This window comes from Bradyrhizobium sp. Mp19 (genome assembly GCF_029952935.1).
Taxonomy (GTDB): domain Bacteria; phylum Pseudomonadota; class Alphaproteobacteria; order Rhizobiales; family Xanthobacteraceae; genus Bradyrhizobium; species Bradyrhizobium elkanii.
In genome coordinates, this window is sequence record NZ_JASAUT010000016.1 from 83913 (window position 1) to 101768 (window position 17856).

General features: G+C 66.5%; 15 protein-coding genes. 11 read left to right on the forward strand and 4 right to left on the reverse strand.

What is annotated here, in order from left to right:
- The first annotated feature begins 317 nt into the window (after nucleotides 1-317).
- Nucleotides 318-1859, forward strand: coding sequence for a threonine ammonia-lyase, biosynthetic (ilvA, locus tag QJT82_RS19355; RefSeq protein WP_028341205.1), 1542 nt, complete (start codon nucleotides 318-320; stop codon nucleotides 1857-1859).
- Nucleotides 1860-1887: 28 nt separating this feature from the next.
- On the opposite strand, the gene QJT82_RS19360 is transcribed toward ilvA, so the two are convergent.
- From QJT82_RS19360 to QJT82_RS19370, 3 genes are read right to left on the reverse strand one after another with little or no spacing between them, the layout of a single operon-like run.
- Nucleotides 1888-2916 (reverse strand): class II aldolase/adducin family protein, encoded by a 1029-nt coding sequence (locus QJT82_RS19360; protein ID WP_028341204.1) that lies wholly within the window; start codon nucleotides 2914-2916, stop codon nucleotides 1888-1890.
- An 11-nt stretch (nucleotides 2917-2927) separates the two neighbouring features.
- A complete protein-coding gene (locus QJT82_RS19365; RefSeq protein WP_028341203.1) occupies nucleotides 2928-3797 on the reverse strand; it encodes a TIGR01459 family HAD-type hydrolase in 870 nt (289 codons plus the stop codon).
- Nucleotides 3794-5074: an FGGY-family carbohydrate kinase gene (locus tag QJT82_RS19370; protein WP_028341202.1), complete on the reverse strand. Its 1281-nt coding sequence runs from the start codon at nucleotides 5072-5074 to the stop codon at nucleotides 3794-3796. Before QJT82_RS19370 ends, QJT82_RS19365 begins: the two co-directional genes overlap by 4 nt.
- 132 nt (nucleotides 5075-5206) lie before the next feature.
- Between QJT82_RS19370 and QJT82_RS19375 the strand changes: the two genes are divergently transcribed.
- The 10 genes from QJT82_RS19375 (at nucleotide 5207) to QJT82_RS19420 (ending at nucleotide 16714) form a co-directional block, all read left to right on the forward strand.
- On the forward strand, nucleotides 5207-6223 hold the full coding sequence (locus QJT82_RS19375) for a sugar-binding transcriptional regulator (protein ID WP_028341201.1): 1017 nt from the start codon (nucleotides 5207-5209) through the stop codon (nucleotides 6221-6223).
- 28 nt (nucleotides 6224-6251) lie between these two features.
- Complete coding sequence (locus QJT82_RS19380; protein WP_016846935.1) at nucleotides 6252-7691, forward strand: extracellular solute-binding protein; 1440 nt, start codon at nucleotides 6252-6254, stop codon at nucleotides 7689-7691.
- 117 nt (nucleotides 7692-7808) lie between these two features.
- Entirely contained in the window at nucleotides 7809-8738 is a 930-nt protein-coding gene (locus QJT82_RS19385) for a sugar ABC transporter permease (protein WP_028341200.1), read from the forward strand.
- A 15-nt stretch (nucleotides 8739-8753) separates the two neighbouring features.
- Nucleotides 8754-9611, forward strand: coding sequence for a carbohydrate ABC transporter permease (locus QJT82_RS19390; RefSeq protein ID WP_028341199.1), 858 nt, complete (start codon nucleotides 8754-8756; stop codon nucleotides 9609-9611).
- 4 nt (nucleotides 9612-9615) lie between these two features.
- Nucleotides 9616-10719 (forward strand): ABC transporter ATP-binding protein, encoded by a 1104-nt coding sequence (locus QJT82_RS19395; RefSeq protein ID WP_028341198.1) that lies wholly within the window; start codon nucleotides 9616-9618, stop codon nucleotides 10717-10719.
- Between the two features lie 18 nt (nucleotides 10720-10737).
- Nucleotides 10738-11847: an ABC transporter ATP-binding protein gene (locus QJT82_RS19400; RefSeq protein ID WP_028341197.1), complete on the forward strand. Its 1110-nt coding sequence runs from the start codon at nucleotides 10738-10740 to the stop codon at nucleotides 11845-11847.
- A gap of 2 nt (nucleotides 11848-11849) precedes the next feature.
- Nucleotides 11850-13430, forward strand: a complete 1581-nt coding sequence (locus QJT82_RS19405) for an FGGY-family carbohydrate kinase (RefSeq protein ID WP_028341196.1) — start codon at nucleotides 11850-11852, stop codon at nucleotides 13428-13430.
- Nucleotides 13423-14463: a 2-hydroxyacid dehydrogenase gene (locus QJT82_RS19410; RefSeq protein ID WP_028341195.1), complete on the forward strand. Its 1041-nt coding sequence runs from the start codon at nucleotides 13423-13425 to the stop codon at nucleotides 14461-14463. Before QJT82_RS19405 ends, QJT82_RS19410 begins: the two co-directional genes overlap by 8 nt.
- A 17-nt stretch (nucleotides 14464-14480) precedes the next feature.
- On the forward strand, nucleotides 14481-15209 hold the full coding sequence (locus QJT82_RS19415; RefSeq protein WP_028341194.1) for a class II aldolase/adducin family protein: 729 nt from the start codon (nucleotides 14481-14483) through the stop codon (nucleotides 15207-15209).
- A complete protein-coding gene (locus tag QJT82_RS19420; RefSeq protein ID WP_028341193.1) occupies nucleotides 15206-16714 on the forward strand; it encodes a glycerol-3-phosphate dehydrogenase in 1509 nt (502 codons plus the stop codon). The genes QJT82_RS19415 and QJT82_RS19420 overlap by 4 nt, the downstream gene beginning before the upstream one ends.
- Nucleotides 16715-16840: 126 nt before the next feature.
- Here QJT82_RS19420 and QJT82_RS19425 read toward each other — a convergent pair whose 3' ends face one another.
- Nucleotides 16841-17836 carry an ABC transporter substrate-binding protein gene (locus QJT82_RS19425; RefSeq protein WP_028341192.1) on the reverse strand — a complete coding sequence of 332 codons (996 nt, stop codon included), beginning with the start codon at nucleotides 17834-17836 and terminating at the stop codon, nucleotides 16841-16843.
- Between the last annotated feature and the right edge of the window lie 20 nt (nucleotides 17837-17856).

A 17856-nucleotide genomic window follows, 5' to 3' on the forward strand; every position in this document is an offset into this window, starting at 1 on the left:
CGGCATTTTTGGCTGGGTCACCGATGCAGCTGCGGTGCTGGAGGCGCTCGCCAGCCAAGTTCGGAATACTAGAAATATATCCCTGAATTGCCCGACGTGTCAAGTTGCCCGGTCGACGCCGGCCGCCAACGGCTACTTTGCATGGGGTTGTTTTCGATATTTTGGCAGCGGCTGTCTTTGCTTCACTCCAGCCTCCGGCCATGCGATGCTTCGAGCGGGATGTAGCGGCGGCTCCGTGCCGTCTGCTCGCCAGGTCGGCGCCGACGATGGGCAGGTGCAACCGATAAGGATTGCCTCCCATCGACAGAAGCGACCCGATGACCGCCAACGCGCTCCGCGACTACGCCCAAAGCATCCTGACCGCACGGGTCTACGACGTGGCGGTCGAGACGCCGCTCGATCCGATGCCGCGGCTCTCGGAGCGATTGTCGCGCACGGTGTTGCTGAAGCGGGAAGACTTCCAGCCGATCTTCTCGTTCAAGCTTCGCGGCGCCTACAACAAGATCGTCAGGCTGCCGGACGCAAAGCGCAGGTTGGGCGTCGTCTGCGCCTCGGCGGGCAATCATGCGCAGGGGGTCGCGTTGTCGGCGCGCAAGCTCGGCATTCCGGCGACGATTGTCATGCCGAGGACGACGCCCGCCATCAAGGTCGAGGCCGTCCGGCGTTTGGGCGGTGACGTTGTCCTGCATGGCGATACGTTCGACGACGCGCAGACCAAGGCCAGGGAGATCGAGGCCGCGCGTGGTTTGACCTTTGTGCATCCGTTCGACGATCCCGATGTGATCGCCGGCCAGGGAACGGTCGGGATGGAGATCCTCCGCCAGCATCCCGATCCGATCGAGGCGATCTTCGTGCCGATCGGCGGAGGCGGACTGGCGGCCGGCGTGGCCGCCTTCGTGAAATTCCTCAACCCGTCGATCAAGGTCGTCGGCGTCGAGCCGGCGGACGCCGCGTCGATGGCGGCCGCGCTCGCCAAGGGCAACGTCGTCGCGCTGGATCAGGTCGGACTGTTCGCCGACGGCGTCGCCGTCCGCAAGGTGGGAACCGAGACCTTCCGGCTCTGCCGCGACCTGCTCGACGAGGTCGTCACGGTGGACACCGACGCCATGTGCGCCGCCATCAAAGACATCTTCGACGACGTGCGATCGGTCGCCGAGCCCTCCGGGGCATTGGCGCTCGCCGGCCTCAAGGCCTACGCCGAGCGCGGCGCGCTCAGTGACGGCAGCCTGATTGCCGTCAACAGCGGGGCCAATCTGAATTTCGACCGGCTGCGCACCATTGCCGATCGCGCCGAGGTCGGCGAACATCGCGAGGCGCTGCTTGCCGTGACCGTGCCGGAGAAGCCGGGCAGCTATCGGCACTTCATCCGCATCCTCGGCTCGCGCGCGATCACGGAATTCAACTACCGCTTTGCCGAGACCACCGCGCCGGCGCAACTGTTCGTCGGCATCGCGCTCAGCCGCGGCGAGGTCGAGAAGCGGGAGGTCATGGAGCTGCTTCGGCGCGAAGGCTATCCGATCCTTGATCTCAGCGAGAACGAGATGGCCAAGGACCATGTGCGCTACATGGTGGGCGGCCGCGCTCCGCTGCTCAAGGACGAGGTCATCTACCGCTTCGAGTTTCCGGAGCGTCCCGGCGCGTTGCTGAAATTCCTCGAGAGCCTGGCGCCCGACTGGAATATTTCGCTGTTCCACTATCGCAATCACGGCGCCGACTACGGGCGCATCCTGGCGGGAATTGAGGTCAAGCCTCACGAGCGCGCCCGGTTCGTTCAGGCGCTGGATGCGCTCGGCTATCCCTACTGGAACGAGAGCGAAAATCCGGCCTATCGCCTGTTTCTCTCCGCCGAGAAGGGATGAAGCACCGGGCGCTTCCGTCGACCAACGGTCAGCGATCGGCCGTCAATTGCTGGCGGTAGCGCTCAGCGTCCCAATTCAGCAGCGCATGCTCGTTCTCTGCCGTCAGATAATTGACCCGTGCGGTCAGGGGCAGGCGGCATGTGACCAATGCGAGGCAGCTCAGCATGGCCTCCGCGCCGTCGCTCGCGTCCTCGCGGATGAGGCTGCCGAGGTCTGGGACGAGGAGGGCAACCGGCGGCGGCAGTCCGTTCGCGGTGGTCTGCGCGATCATGGCGTCCAGCTTCTCGCGATGCTCCAGCACCGGCAGGCCCGGGCCAAGGAAGACGACGTGATCGGGATACAACGAGCCGCTGGTCGCGATCGCGCGGCTGTAGCGGTCGGTGGCAATGTCGTGGCCGCGAGGATCTCGCGGCAAGCGATAATTGGTGCCGGCGCAGATATTTCGAAGCGTATCATGATCCGCAGCCGGCGCGCGACGCTGCTCGAGTGCCAGGCGCTTCTCGACGTCGGCGACCAATGCCTCCGCCGCGTCGCAGGTCGCCGCACCGACCACCAGGCCATGATTGCCGAGGATCAGGACGTCGACCGTATCCTGTGCGATTGCCGCGCTGACCGCGCGTGCGAGCGGCAGCCCCGGGTGGTGATAGTCGAGAAAACGCCACGCCAGTCCGTCCAGTCGCCGGGCAAACTCGTCGCGCGCGTCGGTGCGCACCGCCCATGCGATGGTGTTGACGGAATGGACGTGCAGCACGATCCGGTGCGGCATCAGCGCATGCAGCGAGGTCTCGATCGAGGCGCGCAGCGTCGTGGCGGCGTTCGGCGCCAGCGGCACGCGTTCGTCGCCATGCATCAGCGCTGTGCGCGCGGCCGACAAGGCGACCGGCACGAAAATCTCCTTGCCCTCGGCGTCGGCGAGCCAGGTACCCGACGCCTTCACCCACAGCACGTCGTCATCCTTGACCGACGAATTGCCGCCGGCGCCTTGCACCAGCAGCATATTCCTGCCGACGCGTGCCGACATGCGGCGCAGTTCATCCAGCATTTGAGGCGGTCGCATCGGGGCTGTTCTCACCAGGTCAGATGGTCCATCGTCCAGTGCGGCATCCGCGCCGCTGTGCCGGCCACGGTCTTGATCGCCAGCGGCAGATCGTTCGCCTGCGCAAGCGTCGCGCGGTGGGCGCCGGAGCCGATCAGCAAGGTCAGCATGCCGGCGGTCCGTCCACCGGCGATATCGTGATCGAGGGAGTCGCCGATGACGAGGATCCGGTCCGGGGGAGGGTGCCCCAATTGATCGCGCGCGGCGGCAAACATCGGTGGATACGGCTTGCCGACGAACAGCACGGTGCCGCCGAGCGAATGGTAGAATGCGGCGAGTGCGCCCGGCGCAGGGATCAGCCCCGCGACGCCGAACATCACGAGATCGGGATTGGCGCACAGCATCGGCAGTTGGCGTGCGGCAGCGGTTGCCAGCGGCTCACGCCAGCGTTCGGGCTCGGCCGCGTCATCGTCGAGACCGCCGAGCAGGATGAAGTCGGCGTCGCGCATGTTCGAGACCACCACAAGGTCGGTGCCGTCGACGATCGAGCGGTCACCATCGCGCGAGATCAGGAAGCAGGCGCGTCCAAGTTCGGCAAAGGGAGCCTGCTCGCGTGCATGCAGGCCGCGCCAGGTGACCTCGCCCGAGGACAACACGCCGTCATAGGCGTCGGGCGGCAGGCCGAGCGTCGCGAGCCGCCGCTGGTTGCTGCCGGCGCGCTTGCCGGAGTTGGACAGGATCAGGATGCGCTTGCCGGCTTCGCGCAGCCGCGCCACGCAATCCAGCGCCGCGGGGAACACCGCCAGCCCCTCATGCAGCGTGCCCCACTGGTCGAGCAGCACATGATCGAAGCGGTCGGCGATGGCGTGAAGGCCGGCGATCGCGGTCGCGTCGGCCTTCATGGCGGGCCTCCGTTCAGCGCGAGCAGCGCGGCGCCGTAGCTTGCTTCGGTCTGCTCGGCGACCGAGACGGGAACGCCGAGGACGCGATGCCGGATCCGGGTCCATGCGTCGTTCTTGGCGCCGCCGCCGATGCCGATGACGCGGCGCAGGCGCGGCGCCCCGAGCCGCGCCAGCTGGCGGTAGGCGAGGGCTTCGACCGAGGCGATGCCCTCGAGCAGCGCCTGGAAGAATCGGCAGTCCTCCGCCGGACGCGGCGTGATCCGCGCGGCCAGCGCCGGATCGGCGATCGGAAAGCGTTCGCCGGGTTTTGGCAGCGGATAGTAGTCGAGCCCGGTCGGTTGGTCCGGCGTCAGCTGCGGTGTCAGCCGTTCCATCTCGGCGGCGGTGAAATGCATCAGCAGCGCGGCGCCGCCGGAGTTCGAGGCGCCGCCGGCAAGCCAGCGTTCGCCGAGCCGATGCGAATAGACGCCTTGGTCGGCCGCGAAGATCGGTTGGGTCGCAAGCTGCTTGACCACCAGCGTGGTGCCGAGCGAGGTGACGGCATCGCCAGGCTGGTCGGCGCGCGTTGCGATGAAGGCCGCAACGCCATCGGTGGTGCCGGCGGCGACCTGCGCCGTGGGCGGCAGTCCCAGCGACCGCGCGACCTGCGGATCCATCTCGGCGAATGGCGTGCCCGGCACCAGCACTTCGGGGAGCAGATCGTCGCGCACGCCGAGCTGGTCAAGCCAGGGCGGCCAGACGCGCGCGACCGGGTCGTAACCGAGCTTCAGCGCGTTGTTCTCGTCGCTGATGCCGTGATGGCTCGCGAGCCGGCCGGCGATCCAGTCCGCCTGGTGAACGGCGTGGCGCGCATCGCCGATATAGTCATGGCCCAGCAGATAGAGCAGCTTGGCGAGCGCGCTGCTCGCGCCATGCGCGCCGCTCTCGCGCGGGGCGACCGCCGCGACGCGCGTCGCCTCACGCGTGGCGCGTGCATCATTGTACATCAGACCCGGCGAGCAGGGCCGGCCGGCGGCGTCGACCAGCAGCAGCGTGCCCGACGTGCCATCGACGACGATGCGCGTGACGTCGCCGAGACCGACGCTCCCGCCGAGCTTGCGGATGGCCGCCACCGTAGCCTGCCACCACAGCTCCGGTGTCTGGTCGATGGCGTTGCCGTCGACGCGCGGTGCGGGCAGCGCGACGGCAGCGAAGCCGCGGATGCCGCCCTGCGGGTCGATTGCGCAGGCGCGCACGCCGCCGGTTCCGACATCGATGCCGAGATACAAACCTCCCATGCGACCTCATCGCTCTCTGGTGCGCGCGACGACGTTGGTTGCGCTGCAGCACGTTTGGGGGATTGACGCCCCGTTCGGCCTCTGCAATTTTTTGCAGGACGTGAAGAAATTTGCAAGCGGACTTTTCCTGATATGGCACCCCCGCCCGACAGGCTGCCGGTGATCGACGGCGAGGCGTCGCTCGCGACGCGCGCGGCGTGGCTGTATTTCGCGGCGGGGCTCACCCAGTCGGAGGTCGCCGACCGCCTCAACATTCAGAGCACCAAGGCGCATCGCCTGATCGCGCGCGCCAGCCGCGAGGGCATGATCCGCGTGTTCGTCGAGGGACCGGTCGCCGAATGCGTCGCGCTGGAGAACGATCTCGCGCAGCGCTTCGGCCTCTCGTTCTGCCGCGTCGCACCTGATCTCGGCGAGAGCGACCTGCCGCTGAAGGCGCTGGCGCTGGAAGGCGCGAGCTTCCTGCGCCAGACACTCGAGCGCGGCCAAGACAAGGTGATCGGCTTCGGTCATGGCCGCACGCTCGCGGCGGTCGTGGAGCAGATGCCGCAGACGCCGGCACGCGACGCGCAATTCGTGTCGCTGCTCGGCGGATTGACGCGGAAATTTGCCGCCAATCCGTTCGACGTGATTCACAAGCTCGCCGAGCGCACCGGCGCGGAAGCCTATCTGCTGCCGGTGCCGGTGTTCGCCAATTCGGTCGCCGACCGTGCCGTGCTGATGCAGCAATTCGGCATCGCCGACGTGTTCGCGCTGGCGCGCAAGGCCTCGCTGCTGTTCGTCGGCATCGGCCAGGTCAGCCGCGACGGCTTCCTGGTGTCGAGCGGCATGATCAAGCCCGACGAGGTCGTCGAGCTGAAGCGCGTCGGCGCCTGCGCCGACCTGCTCGGACATTTCTTCAGCGCCGACGGAACGGTGCTGGACACCGATCTGTCGGCCCGCGCCACCTCCATGAGCATGGCCGATCTCAGGAAACACCGCATCGTCGCCATCGCCGGCGGGCCGGCCAAGGTGACCGCGCTGCGCGGCGTGCTGCGCAGCGGCGTGCTGCACGGCCTCATCATCGACGAAGCGACCGCAAAGGCGCTCGCCACCGACAAGCCGGAGACCACATCCGGCAAGACAAGAAGCAAGACCCGGAAGGACACATAAAACAAGCGTCAACAAGGAGAGGAAATACATGTTCGATCGCGAGAAGAATCTGTTCGACTCCTACGCTGCCAAACGCATCAGCCGCCGCGATCTCCTGGACGGCGCCGCCAAGCTCGGCATCGCGGGCATCGCCGCCAACGCCGCCTTCGCCTCCTCGATGTCGAAGGCGATGGCCGCCGACTTCAACTGGAAGGCCCAGAGCGGCAAGAGCGTCAAGCTGCTGCTCAACAAGCACCCTTACGTCGATGCGATGATCGGCGACATCGAGGCGTTCAAGTCGCTCACCGGCATGAACGTCACCTACGACATCTTCCCGGAGGACGTTTATTTCGACAAGGTGACGGCGGCGCTGTCGTCGAAGTCGGACCAGTACGATGCCTTCATGACCGGCGCCTACATGACCTGGACCTATGGTCCGGCGGGCTGGATCGAAGACCTCAACACCTACATCAAGGATCCCGCCAAGACCAATCCGGCCTTCGCCTGGGACGACGTGCTGCCGGGCCTGCGCGCCTCGACCGCGTGGGACGGCGTCGCCGGCTCCGAGCTCGGCTCGGGCAAGGCCAAGCAGTGGTGCATCCCCTGGGGCTATGAGCTCAACAACATCACCTATAACCGTAACGTCTTCGACAAGGTCGGCGTCAAGCCGCCGAAGAATCTCGACGAGATGCTGGAGGTCGCGGCCAAGATCACCAAGGACGCCGGCGGACCCTACGGCGTCGGCGTGCGCGGCTCGCGCTCCTGGGCGACCATCCATCCCGGCTTCCTGTCGGCCTATTCGAACTTCGGCCAGAAGGATTTCGTGATGGAGGGCGGCAAGCTGAAGGCCGCGATGAACACCAAGGCCTCGAAGGATTTCCACGACAAATGGGTCAAGATGATCCAGACCTCGGGACCGAAGAACTGGTCGACCTACACCTGGTACCAGGTCGGCACCGATCTCGGCGCCGGCGCCTCGGGCATGATCTTCGATGCCGACATCCTCGGCTACTTCATGAACGGCGGCGACAACAAGGAGAAGGGGCATCTCGGCTATGCGCCGTTCGCCGCCAATCCGGCCGCCAAGGCGCCGACCCCGAATGTCTGGATCTGGTCGCTCGCGATGTCGAGCTTCTCCAAGCAGAAGGAGGCGGCCTGGCTGTTCATGCAGTGGGCGGCATCCGTCGAGCACGACCTGTTCGGCGCGCGCAAGATGGACTTCGTCAACCCGGTGCGTGCATCGGTGTGGAAGGACAGCGAATTCCGCGACCGCATCGCGAAATCCTATCCGGGCTATCTCGAGCAGCACGACATGTCGTCGCCCGGCGCCAAGATCTACTTCACGGCGCAGCCGCTGTTCTTCGACCTGACGACCGAATGGGCCGCCTCGCTGCAGAAGATGGTGGCGAAGGAGGTCAGCGTCGACGAGGGGCTCGACAAGCTCGCCGACAGCATCAACCGGCAGCTCAAGCAGGCCGGTCTCGGCTGACGGATCAACTGTGCGGTGCCTGATCCCCCGCACCGCACCCATCCGCCGGCTCGGACCCTTGTCCCATCCGAGCCGGCGGCGTTTGCCAGCCGAGCGCGATCTCTTATCATCATGAGCATGGTCCAACTTCTCCAGACGAACGCGCAGGCAGCGCCGGCCAAACCAAGGCCGCGCGTGCGCCTCTTGCCCTATCTGCTCAGCCTGCCGGCGCTGCTCGTCTGCGTGGCGATCCTGGTTCCGTTCGTGACCGCGGCGGTCTACTCGCTGCAGCGCTACCGGCTGAACCTGCCGCATCTGCGCGGCTTCATCGGCGCCGGAAACTACATCGACTTCCTGTCCGACCCGGCGTTCTGGAATACGTTCCAGGTCTCGATCACCTATACCGTGGTGACGGTCGTGCTCGAGCTGCTGCTCGGGCTCGGCATCGCGCTGCTGCTGCGCCGGCCGACCCGCTTCCACAATGCGGTGTCGATCATGCTGCTGCTGCCGCTGATGACGGCGCCGGCGATCGCCGCGCTGATGTGGAAGCTGATGACCAATCCGAGCTTCGGCATCTTGTCCTATTTCGTAAGTCTGTTCGGCGTCACCGATTTCAAATGGGCGTCCGATCCATCGAGTGCGCTGTTCACGGTCGTGCTGGTCGATGTCTGGGTCTACACGCCCTTCATCATGATTCTGCTGCTGGCGGGCCTGCGCTCGTTGCCGCGGCAGCCGTTCGAGGCCGCGGCGCTCGACGGCGTGCCGGCGAGCTTCGTCTTCTTCCGCATCACGCTGCCGATGCTCGCGCCCTACATCATCACGGCGTCGCTGTTCCGGCTGCTCGATTCGATCCAGCAGTTCGACATCATCTATGCGATGACGCAGGGCGGGCCGGGCGACCGGCTGATGGTGTTCCAGGTGCAGGCCTATCTGGAATTCTTCCAGTACACCAATGTCGGCAGGTCGGCGGCGCTGTTGATGATCCTCTGGCTGATCACCAACATCCTGTCGAACATCTTCATCAAGAACTGGCTGCGGTTGCGCGCGCGTGCGCACGGCCACGCGTGACGGGGGAGAGGCGCGATGGAACATTCCAGCCTAGCCGGTCGCATTTTCCGCGGCGTGGCGCTCACGCTGATCCTGATTTTCTTCATGTTTCCGATCGTCTGGATCTTCCTGATGTCGTTCCAGACCAACGAGCAGATCCTGCGGATCCCGCCGCGTATCCTGTTCGAGCCGACGCTTGCGAATTACGAGGCGTTGATCTCCGGCCAGCTGCGCACCGCGGCCGGCAATCTGCAGATCTCCTTCATGCGCAATCTCTTCAACAGCGTCGTGCTGTCGAGCGCGGCGGTGCTGCTGGCGCTGCTGCTCGGCGTGCCGGCCGCCTACGCGTTTGCACGCTTCAAATTCCGTCTCGGCGAGACCATCGCCTTCACGCTGCTGTCGTTCCGCTTCGCGCCGCCGCTGCTCGTGCTGCTGCCGCTGTCGCTGTACTATCAGGAGCTCGGCCTCAACGACACCTACTTCGGGATCGTCTGGGTCTATCAGTTGATCGCGCTGCCGTTGATCCTGTGGATCGTGCGCGGCTATTTCGAGGATATCAGCCCCGATATCGAGCATGCCTACCGGCTGGCCGGCCATTCCTGGCGCGAGGCCTTCACCAGGATCGCGGTGCCGCTGGCAGGGCCGGGGATTGCCGCGGCGGGGCTGCTGTCCTTCATCTTCTGCTGGAACAATTTCGTCTTCGCGCTGATCCTGGCCTCCGCCGACAAGCAGCCGGTGACGGTCGGCGCGCTCGCCTTCGTCACCGCGTCCGGCATCCAGTACGGCCAGATCGCGGCGGCGATCGTGCTGTCGGTGACGCCGACCCTGTTGCTTGCGCTCTATGCGCAGCGCTATCTGGTCGAGGGTCTCTCGCTCGGCGCGGTGAAAGGTTGATCCGATGGCGCGTCTCGAGATCAACTCGGTGAGCAAGGCATTCGGTGCGGCACGGCCCGCCGACGGATTGTCGCTGGCGGTCGAGCCCGGCGAGATCGTGGCGGTGTTCGGACCGTCCGGCAGCGGCAAGACCGTGCTGCTGCGCATGATCGCGGGCATGTTCGAGCCCGACGACGGCGACATCCTGGTCGGCGGCCGCTCGGTCGTCGGCGCTCCGCCAGAACGGCGCGGGATCGGCATGGCGTTCCAGAACTTTGCCTTGTTCCCGCACATGACCGCCCGCGACAATATCGCAAGCGGCCTGCGCGCCAGGGCCGGCGGCGGCGATGTCGCCGGCCGCGTTGCCGCGATCAGCAGGCTGCTCAAGATCGAGCACGTGCTCGGCCACGCGCCGCGCGAACTGTCGAACGGACAGAAGCAGCGCACCGCGCTGGCGCGGGCGCTGATCGGCAATCCGGATGTCCTGCTGCTGGATGATCCCCTGCGCAATGTCGACGCCAAGCTGCGCTACGAGATGCGGCTCGAGTTGCCGAACCTGCTGCGGCGCGGCACTGCCGCGGTGCTCTACGTGACCCAGGACTATCGCGAGGCGATGGCGATCGCCGACCGCATCGCGGTGCTGATCGACGGCCAGCTCGCGCAGGTCGCGACCCCTGCCGATATCTATGCCCAGCCCGCATCGGTCGCGGTCGCGCGCCTGTTCGGCGATCCGACCATCAACCTCGCCGAGGTCTCGCCAGTAGCGGAGCACGGCATGCTGTCGGCTGACATCGCCGGCGCCAGGATGCGGCTCGGCGCGGCCGACGGCACAGCACCTGCCGGTGCATGTTGGCTCGGCGTCCGGCCCGAGGATCTCGCGATCTCGTCGGCGTCCACCGATGACGCCGTCCCGGCGCGCATTCTCGCGATCACGCCGATGCATGAGAAGGCGGTGCTGCTGCTCCGTCTTGCCGACGGAACGGAATGGCTGGCGGCGCTGCCGCCGGATGCACCGCACGGCGCGGCCGACGATGCCGTTTTCGTCCGCTTCGCGCCCGACGCCGCGATGCTGTTCGATCGCACGACCGGGCTGCGGATCGGGGCATCGCACCGGCTCAAGGCGGCATAGGAGGGGATGGTCATGGACATGCTCGAGCTTCGAGGCATCGACAAGGTCTATCGCAGCCGCGGCAAGGAGCCGGTGCATGCGGTGCGCGCGCTCGATATGGCGGTCGAAAAGGGCGAGATCGTCGCACTGTTGGGATCGTCGGGCTGCGGCAAGACCTCGACCTTGCGCATGATCGCAGGCTTCGAGGACGTCTCAGCCGGATCGATCGCGCTCGGCGGGCGGCGGATCCACGAGCTGCCGCCGGCGCGTCGCAAGGTCGCGATGGCCTTCGAGGGCTATTCGCTCTATCCGCCGCTCACGGTCCGCGAGAACATCGCGTTCGCGCTGAAATCGGCCCAGTTGCCGCGAGCCGAGGTGGCGCGTCGCGTCGACGAGATCGCCCGCCTGGTCGAGATCGAGGACATCCTCGACAGCTATCCGCGCGCGATCTCCGGCGGCCAGCAGCAGCGGGTGTCGCTGGCGCGGGCGCTGGTGCGCGACGCCGATCTCTATCTGCTCGATGAGCCGATGGGGCAACTCGAACCGCAATTGCGCGCGGTGCTGCGCGGTCGGATCAAGAGCCTGCTTGCCGAGCGCGGCATGACCGCGATCTTCGTCACCCACGACCAGACCGAAGCGAGTGCGCTGGCCGACCGCATCGCTGTCATGGAAGGCGGCGTGCTGCAGCAGTTCGCCAGCGAAAAGGAGCTGAAGGGCCGGCCGGCCAATCTGTTCGTCGCGAGCTTCATCGGCGAGCCGCCGATGAACCTGCTCGGCGCGGAGATGACGCGGTCGGATGGCGGCTTCCGCCTGTCGGTCGGAACCGACATGCGTTTCGATATCGCCGGCGCCGGACTCGACGTTGAGGCGGCGAAGACGCTCGCGGCCACGCCGCAGGTGCGGATCGGCATTCGTCCGCAGAAGATCGCGGTCGGGACCGGTGACGTCAGGGTCAAGGTCGTCTCCAACCAGTGGCTCGGCGATCAATCGCATGTCGCCGGCGATTGCGGCGGCCGCATGCTGATCGCGGTCACGCCGGGCCGCGTCGCCGCGCGGCCGGGAGAGATTATCACGTTCGCGCTGGAGCCGCGTCACCTGCACATCTTTGGCAGCGACGGGACCTGCATTCGCCATGCGGAGGGAGCGTGACGATGACCGCTTCGGCAAGCCGCGACGTCATCATCGGCATTGACGCCGGCACCTCGCTGATCAAGGCAGTGGCGTTCACGCTGACCGGCGAGCAGCTTGCCGATGTTTCGCGGCCGAATGCGTATAGCAGCCTGGCCGGCGGCCATGTCGAGCAGGACATGGCGCAGACCTGGAGCGACACGGTCGCCGTCATTCGCGCGCTGGCGAAGTCAGTGCCTGACCTGTCGGCGCGGATCGCGGCGATCGCGGTCACCGGGCAGGGCGACGGCACCTGGCTGATCGATGACGACGGCCGGCCGGTTGCGCCGGCGCTGCTGTGGCTCGATTCGCGCGCCGGGCGGCTGGTCGAGGAGATCCGCGGCAGCGAGCACAACGCGATCCTTTACCGTCGCACCGGCTCCGGGCTCAATGCCTGCCAGCAGGGACCGCAACTGGCGTGGCTGCAGGCCCATAGGCCCGACACGATCGCCAGGGCGACCACGGTCTTCCACTGCAAGGACTGGCTGTATTTCCTGCTCACCGGCGAGCGCGCCACCGATCCGTCGGAAGCCACCTTCTCCTGCGGCGATTTCCGCAGGCGGGCATTCGATGCGGAGACCGCGCGGTTGATCGGTATCGCTGACCTGACGCGCCTGTTCCCGCCGGTCGTCGACGGCGCGGTGATGACGCATCCGCTGACAGCGGCCGCCGCCATCGAGATCGGCCTGCCGGAAGGTGTGCCGGTCTGCCTCGGCTATGTGGACGTGATCTGCAATGCGCTCGGCGCCGGGCTCTACGACCCGTCACCCGATGTCGGCTGCACCATCATCGGCTCGACCGGCATGCATATGCGGTTGGTTCCGAACGCCGACGCGGTGACGCTGAATCGGGAGGCAACCGGCTACACCATGCCGTTCCCGGTGCCGGGTCACTATGCCCAGATGCAGTCCAACATGGCGGCGACGCTGAACATCGACTGGATGCTCGATCTTGCATGCGACCTGCTGGCGGCGGAAGGCGTGACGCGCACGCGCACTGAGCTGATCCGCCGGCTCGACGATCAGGTGCTGCGGGCGAGGCCCGGTGAGGTGCTGTTCCACCCGTTCATCTCCGATGCCGGCGAGCGCGGTCCGTTCGTCGCGCATGAGGCCAGCGCGCAATTCTTCGGCCTGCGCTCGCGCCACCGCTATGGCGACCTGATGCGCGGCGTGATGGAGGGCCTGGCCTTCGCCGCACGGGATTGTTACGCAGCGATGGGGTCGCTGCCGCGCGATGTCAGGATCACAGGCGGCGCGGCGAAGAGCCGTGCGCTTGGCGCCATCCTCGGGGCCGCACTGGATTGCGACGTCCGGATCTGCAGCCGTGCCGAGGCCGGCGCCGCGGGCGCTGCGATGATCGCGGCGGTCGCAATCGATGCCTATCCCGACATGCGCGCCTGTGCCGAGCAGTGGGTCGCGCCGCATCTAAGTGCGCCGCAATCGCCGGACGCCGCGCTGGCGAAGCGCTATGCCAGCATCTTCCCGACCTATCTCGAGGCAAGGCTGGCGTCGCGGCCGGTCTGGAAGCAACTTGCTGCGCTGCGCGCCGGAGGCGATCATGTCTAAGTCCATCGCCATCGTCGGCGACCGCTTCATGCTGCCCTCGGTGTTCGCCGAGCACATCCGATCAGCCTGCGGCGATGGCGTCGATATCCGCACCCTGGAGCAGCCCTGGCCGGACGAGCCGATGGAGCACGGTTACGCCGGCTCGAAGCTCGATGGCCTGAAGGAGTTCATGGGACGGCCCGACGAGATCATCGGCTTCATCGGCGATGCCGAGCTGCTCGTCACGCATCTGGCGCCGATCTCGCGGTCGATGCTGGAGCGGCTGCCGAAGCTGAAGTTCATCGCGGTGTCGCGGGGCGGCCCGGTCAACATCGACATGCAGGCGGCGCGCGACCACAACGTGCTGGTGGTCAATACGCCCGGCCGCAATGCGAGTGCGGTCGCGGAGTTCACCATCGGCGCCATTCTGGCCGAGACGCGCCTGATCCGCAGCGGTCACGAGGCGCTGCGTGGCGGTGAATGGCGCGGCGATCTCTATCGCGCCGATCGCACCGGGCGCGAGCTCGGCGAGATGACGGTCGGCATTGTCGGCTATGGCGCGATCGGCAGCCGCGTGGTCAAGCTGCTGAAGGCCTTCGGCTGCAAGATCCTGGTCGCCGACCCCTATGTCCAGCTCAGCGCCCAGGACCGCAATGACGGCGTCGAGCATGTCGCGCTCGGCGAATTGCTCGGCCGCGCCGACGTCGTCACGCTGCACGCCCGGGTGACGCCGGAGACCACCCGTTTCATCGGGCGCGAGGCGCTGGCACGGATCAAGCCGGGCGCGTTCCTGATCAACACCGCGCGTGGGCCGCTGGTCGACTACGAGGCGCTGCATGATGCGCTGGCATCGGGGCATCTCGGCGGCGCCATGCTCGACACCTTCGCGGTCGAGCCGGTTCCGTCGGACTGGCCGCTGCTGCGACTTCCCAACGTCACGCTGACGCCGCACATCGCCGGCGCCTCCGTGCGTACCGTCACCGTGGCCGCCGGGCAGGCGGCCGAAGAGGTTCGCCGCTTCCTGGCCGGCGAGCCGCCACGCAATCCGTGCTGAAGAGAAAGGCAGTTCGTATGACCCGTGAGGAACGACAATTGCGCGAGGCTGTTATCGCCAAGTGCCGCTGGATGAATGCGTCGGGTCTCAACCAGGGGACATCGGGCAACATCTCCGCCCGCTACAAGGACCGGATGCTGATCACGCCGTCGGCGACGCCCTACGATTCGATGAAGCCGGAGATGATCGCCTCGATGCCGCTCGAGGGCGACTATGGCGCGTGGGAGGGGCCGCTGCAGCCGTCCACCGAATGGCGCTTCCATCTCGACATCACGCGGGCCCGGCCCGATGTCGGCGCCATCGTCCATACTCACTCGACCTACGCGACCGTGCTCGCCATCGCGCGCAAGCCGATCCCGGCCTGCCATTACATGATGGCGGCGTTCGGCGGCACCGAGATCCGCTGCGCCGGCTATGCGCGCTACGGCACCAAGGAATTGTCCGACCATGCGATCACGGCGCTCGAAGGACGCAACGGCTGCCTGCTCGCCAACCACGGCATGATCGCGCTCGGCGCCAATCTCGACAAGGCGATGTGGCTCGCGGTCGAGCTCGAGACCATCGCGCGGCAGTACTACCTCTCGCTGGCGCTCGATTCGCGCGTCATCCTGACCGACGAGGAGATTGCCGACACCGCGAAGGGATTCTCCACCTACGGTTTGCAGGCGCCGAAGCCGAACAAGGCCCGCGCGACGGCAAAGGCGGCGCCGCGCCGCGCCGAGAAACGGCGTAGCGGCAAGCGATGACGGGCACTGCGCCGGTCGCAGGTACGGATCACGGGCTGGTCGATATCGCGGTCATCGGTGGCGGCATCAACGGCGCCGGCATCGCCCGCGACGCCGCCGGCCGCGGGTTGAAGGTCCTGCTCTGCGAGAAGGATGATTTCGCCGAGGGCACCTCGTCGCGCTCCGGCAAGCTGATCCATGGCGGGTTGCGCTATCTCGAATATTACGAGTTCCGCCTGGTGCGCGAGGCACTGATCGAGCGCGAGGTGCTGCTCGCGTCGGCGCCGCACATCATCTGGCCGATGCGCTTCGTGCTGCCGCATTCGCCGGAGCAGCGGCCGGCGTGGCTGGTCCGCACCGGGCTGTTGCTCTACGACCATCTCGGTGGCCGCAAGCAGCTGGCGGCGAGCCGCAGCCTGGATCTGTCGCGCGCCCCGGAGGGCGCGCCGCTGCGTCAGGAGTTCCGGCGAGGCTTCGAATATTCGGACTGCTGGGTCGATGACAGCAGGCTGGTGATCCTCAATTTGATCGATGCCGCGCAGAACGGCGCCTGCATCCTGCCGCGCACGCGGGCGGTGCGCGCGCGCCGCGACGGCGGGAGCTGGCTGCTCGAGATGCAGGGCGATGACGGTATGACGCAGGTCGTGCGGTCGCGCGCGCTGGTCAACGCCGCCGGGCCGTGGGTTCAGGATGTCATCCAGGGCGTGGCGCGCCTGAACTCGGCCCAGAGCGTACGGCTGGTCAAGGGCAGCCATATCGTGGTGCCGAAATTCTGGAGCGGGCCGCAGGCCTATCTGCTGCAGAACAGCGATCGCCGGGTGATCTTCGTCAATCCCTATGAGCACGATCTCGCGCTGATCGGCACCACAGATATTCCGTATCACGGCCGCGCCGAGGACGTCGCGATCGGTGAGGACGAGACCGATTATCTGTTGCAGGTCTTGCGCCGCTATTTCCAAACGCCGCCGCAGGCGAGCGCGATCGTGCACGCGTTCTCCGGAGTCCGGCCGCTCTATGACGACAACGCCGACAATCCGTCGGCCGTGACGCGCGACTATGTGTTCGAAGTCCACAGCGCCGAGGGCGTGCCGCCGCTGCTCTCGATCTTCGGCGGCAAGATCACGACCTACCGCCGGCTGGCGGAGCAGGCGATGCAACGCCTCGCGCCGTGGTTTCCGAAGCTGTCGTCGGCCTGGACCGCGCATCGGCTGCTGCCGGGCGGCGACATCGGCGGCAGCTTCGATGAATTCGCGAATCGGCTGGCGCGCGACTATCCCGATTTGCCGCGAACGCTCATCCATCACTATGCCCGTCTCTATGGGACGCGCGCGCGCGAGCTGCTGGGTCCGGTCCGCAGCGCCGTCGACCTGGGCCGTCATTTCGGCGGTGAGTTCTATGAACGCGAAGCGGTCTATCTCCGCGAGAATGAGTGGGCCAGGAAGCCTGCCGACTTCCTGGACCGGCGCACCAAGCACGGCCTGCATTTGACGCGGGCGCAGCGCCTCGCGTTCGAGAGCTTTCTCTAGAGCATTTTCGGTTCTGATTGAATCAGAACCGAAGCTCTAGATTCTTGTTTTGACGCGTTTTCTTCACGCGAACCGGTATCCACTTCGCTCGAAAACGCTCTAGGACGGTATCCGCATCCAGATGCGTCACGCAATCGTTTTCAAATACAGGCTCGGATCGAAGTATTTGCTTGCCGGCGTAAAGTCCTTGATGCCGGCATTGGCCATGAAGAAGTCGGTCGATTGCTGCAGCCAGTTGGTGACCGTGCCGTCGGAATACATCCGCTTCCAGTCCCGCGACGAGAACATCTTCTGCGCCTTGAACGATTCGTCGATGTCGGCCATCGGCGTCTGGCTGTAATGGCCCTTCTGCAGCTTTTCCATCGCCTCGGTGCTGTTCGCGATGATGTAGTCATTCGCATCGGCCCAGCCACGGATCAGCTTCGCCAGCGTTTCCCTGTTGGGCTCGTAATAGTCGTTGGCCGCGGCCCAGCCGCCGATGATCGCGGCCTTTGGATAGTAGGCTGAGGCGTCGGCGAGCTTGACCGCGCCCGGCACCTTGTCGCGAACCGTCACATTGAAAGGCACCCAGAGCGCAACGGCAGGCACCGCGCCTGAAATGAAGGCGGTTACGGCGGCCGGCATGGTCTGGTTGACGAGTTCGACCTGTTTGGGATCGACCTTGTTCGCGCGCAGCGCGGTGTCCAGAAACACATGCGCGGTGGTGCCGGTCGCAGTTGCGATCCGCTTGCCCTTCAGATCCTCGAACGACTTGATGCCCTGGTCGCCGCGCACCCAGAGCTGCGCGGTCGCGACCTCGATGTCGTTGATGAGGAAGACCTTGCCCTGGCCGCGGGCCGGGAAGTTCGAGAGCACGGCGCCCGTCGCCAGCACGTCGAGGCTGCCGCCGATCAGCGCCTGGAAGATTTCGAGGCCGGTATTGAACTGCCGCAGCTCGAGATCCAGTCCCTGCTTTTCGAAGGAACCGCGGTCCATGCCGGTCCAGATCTGGCCGTCGACGGCAACGGTGTGCAGATAGCCGACACGAATTTTTGTTTTTGCCTGCGCAATCGCCGGCGCTGCGGCGGTGAAGGACCCCAGGGCAAGCCCGGCCGTCGTGGTCAGAAACTGTCGCCGATCCATAGGTCGTCCTCCGCTGTGTT

Excerpts from the sequence above, each read along its gene's own strand:
- ilvA (WP_028341205.1), top strand. The coding sequence starts at position 318 with ATGACCGCCAACGCGCTCCGCGACTACGCCCAAAGCATCCTGACCGCA.
- QJT82_RS19360 (WP_028341204.1), bottom strand. The coding sequence starts at position 2,916 with ATGCGACCGCCTCAAATGCTGGATGAACTGCGCCGCATGTCGGCACGC.
- QJT82_RS19365 (WP_028341203.1), bottom strand. The coding sequence starts at position 3,797 with ATGAAGGCCGACGCGACCGCGATCGCCGGCCTTCACGCCATCGCCGAC.
- QJT82_RS19370 (WP_028341202.1), bottom strand. The coding sequence starts at position 5,074 with ATGGGAGGTTTGTATCTCGGCATCGATGTCGGAACCGGCGGCGTGCGC.
- QJT82_RS19375 (WP_028341201.1), top strand. The coding sequence starts at position 5,207 with ATGGCACCCCCGCCCGACAGGCTGCCGGTGATCGACGGCGAGGCGTCG.
- QJT82_RS19380 (WP_016846935.1), top strand. The coding sequence starts at position 6,252 with ATGTTCGATCGCGAGAAGAATCTGTTCGACTCCTACGCTGCCAAACGC.
- QJT82_RS19385 (WP_028341200.1), top strand. The coding sequence starts at position 7,809 with ATGGTCCAACTTCTCCAGACGAACGCGCAGGCAGCGCCGGCCAAACCA.
- QJT82_RS19390 (WP_028341199.1), top strand. The coding sequence starts at position 8,754 with ATGGAACATTCCAGCCTAGCCGGTCGCATTTTCCGCGGCGTGGCGCTC.
- QJT82_RS19395 (WP_028341198.1), top strand. The coding sequence starts at position 9,616 with ATGGCGCGTCTCGAGATCAACTCGGTGAGCAAGGCATTCGGTGCGGCA.
- QJT82_RS19400 (WP_028341197.1), top strand. The coding sequence starts at position 10,738 with ATGCTCGAGCTTCGAGGCATCGACAAGGTCTATCGCAGCCGCGGCAAG.
- QJT82_RS19405 (WP_028341196.1), top strand. The coding sequence starts at position 11,850 with ATGACCGCTTCGGCAAGCCGCGACGTCATCATCGGCATTGACGCCGGC.
- QJT82_RS19410 (WP_028341195.1), top strand. The coding sequence starts at position 13,423 with ATGTCTAAGTCCATCGCCATCGTCGGCGACCGCTTCATGCTGCCCTCG.
- QJT82_RS19415 (WP_028341194.1), top strand. The coding sequence starts at position 14,481 with ATGACCCGTGAGGAACGACAATTGCGCGAGGCTGTTATCGCCAAGTGC.
- QJT82_RS19420 (WP_028341193.1), top strand. The coding sequence starts at position 15,206 with ATGACGGGCACTGCGCCGGTCGCAGGTACGGATCACGGGCTGGTCGAT.
- QJT82_RS19425 (WP_028341192.1), bottom strand. The coding sequence starts at position 17,836 with ATGGATCGGCGACAGTTTCTGACCACGACGGCCGGGCTTGCCCTGGGG.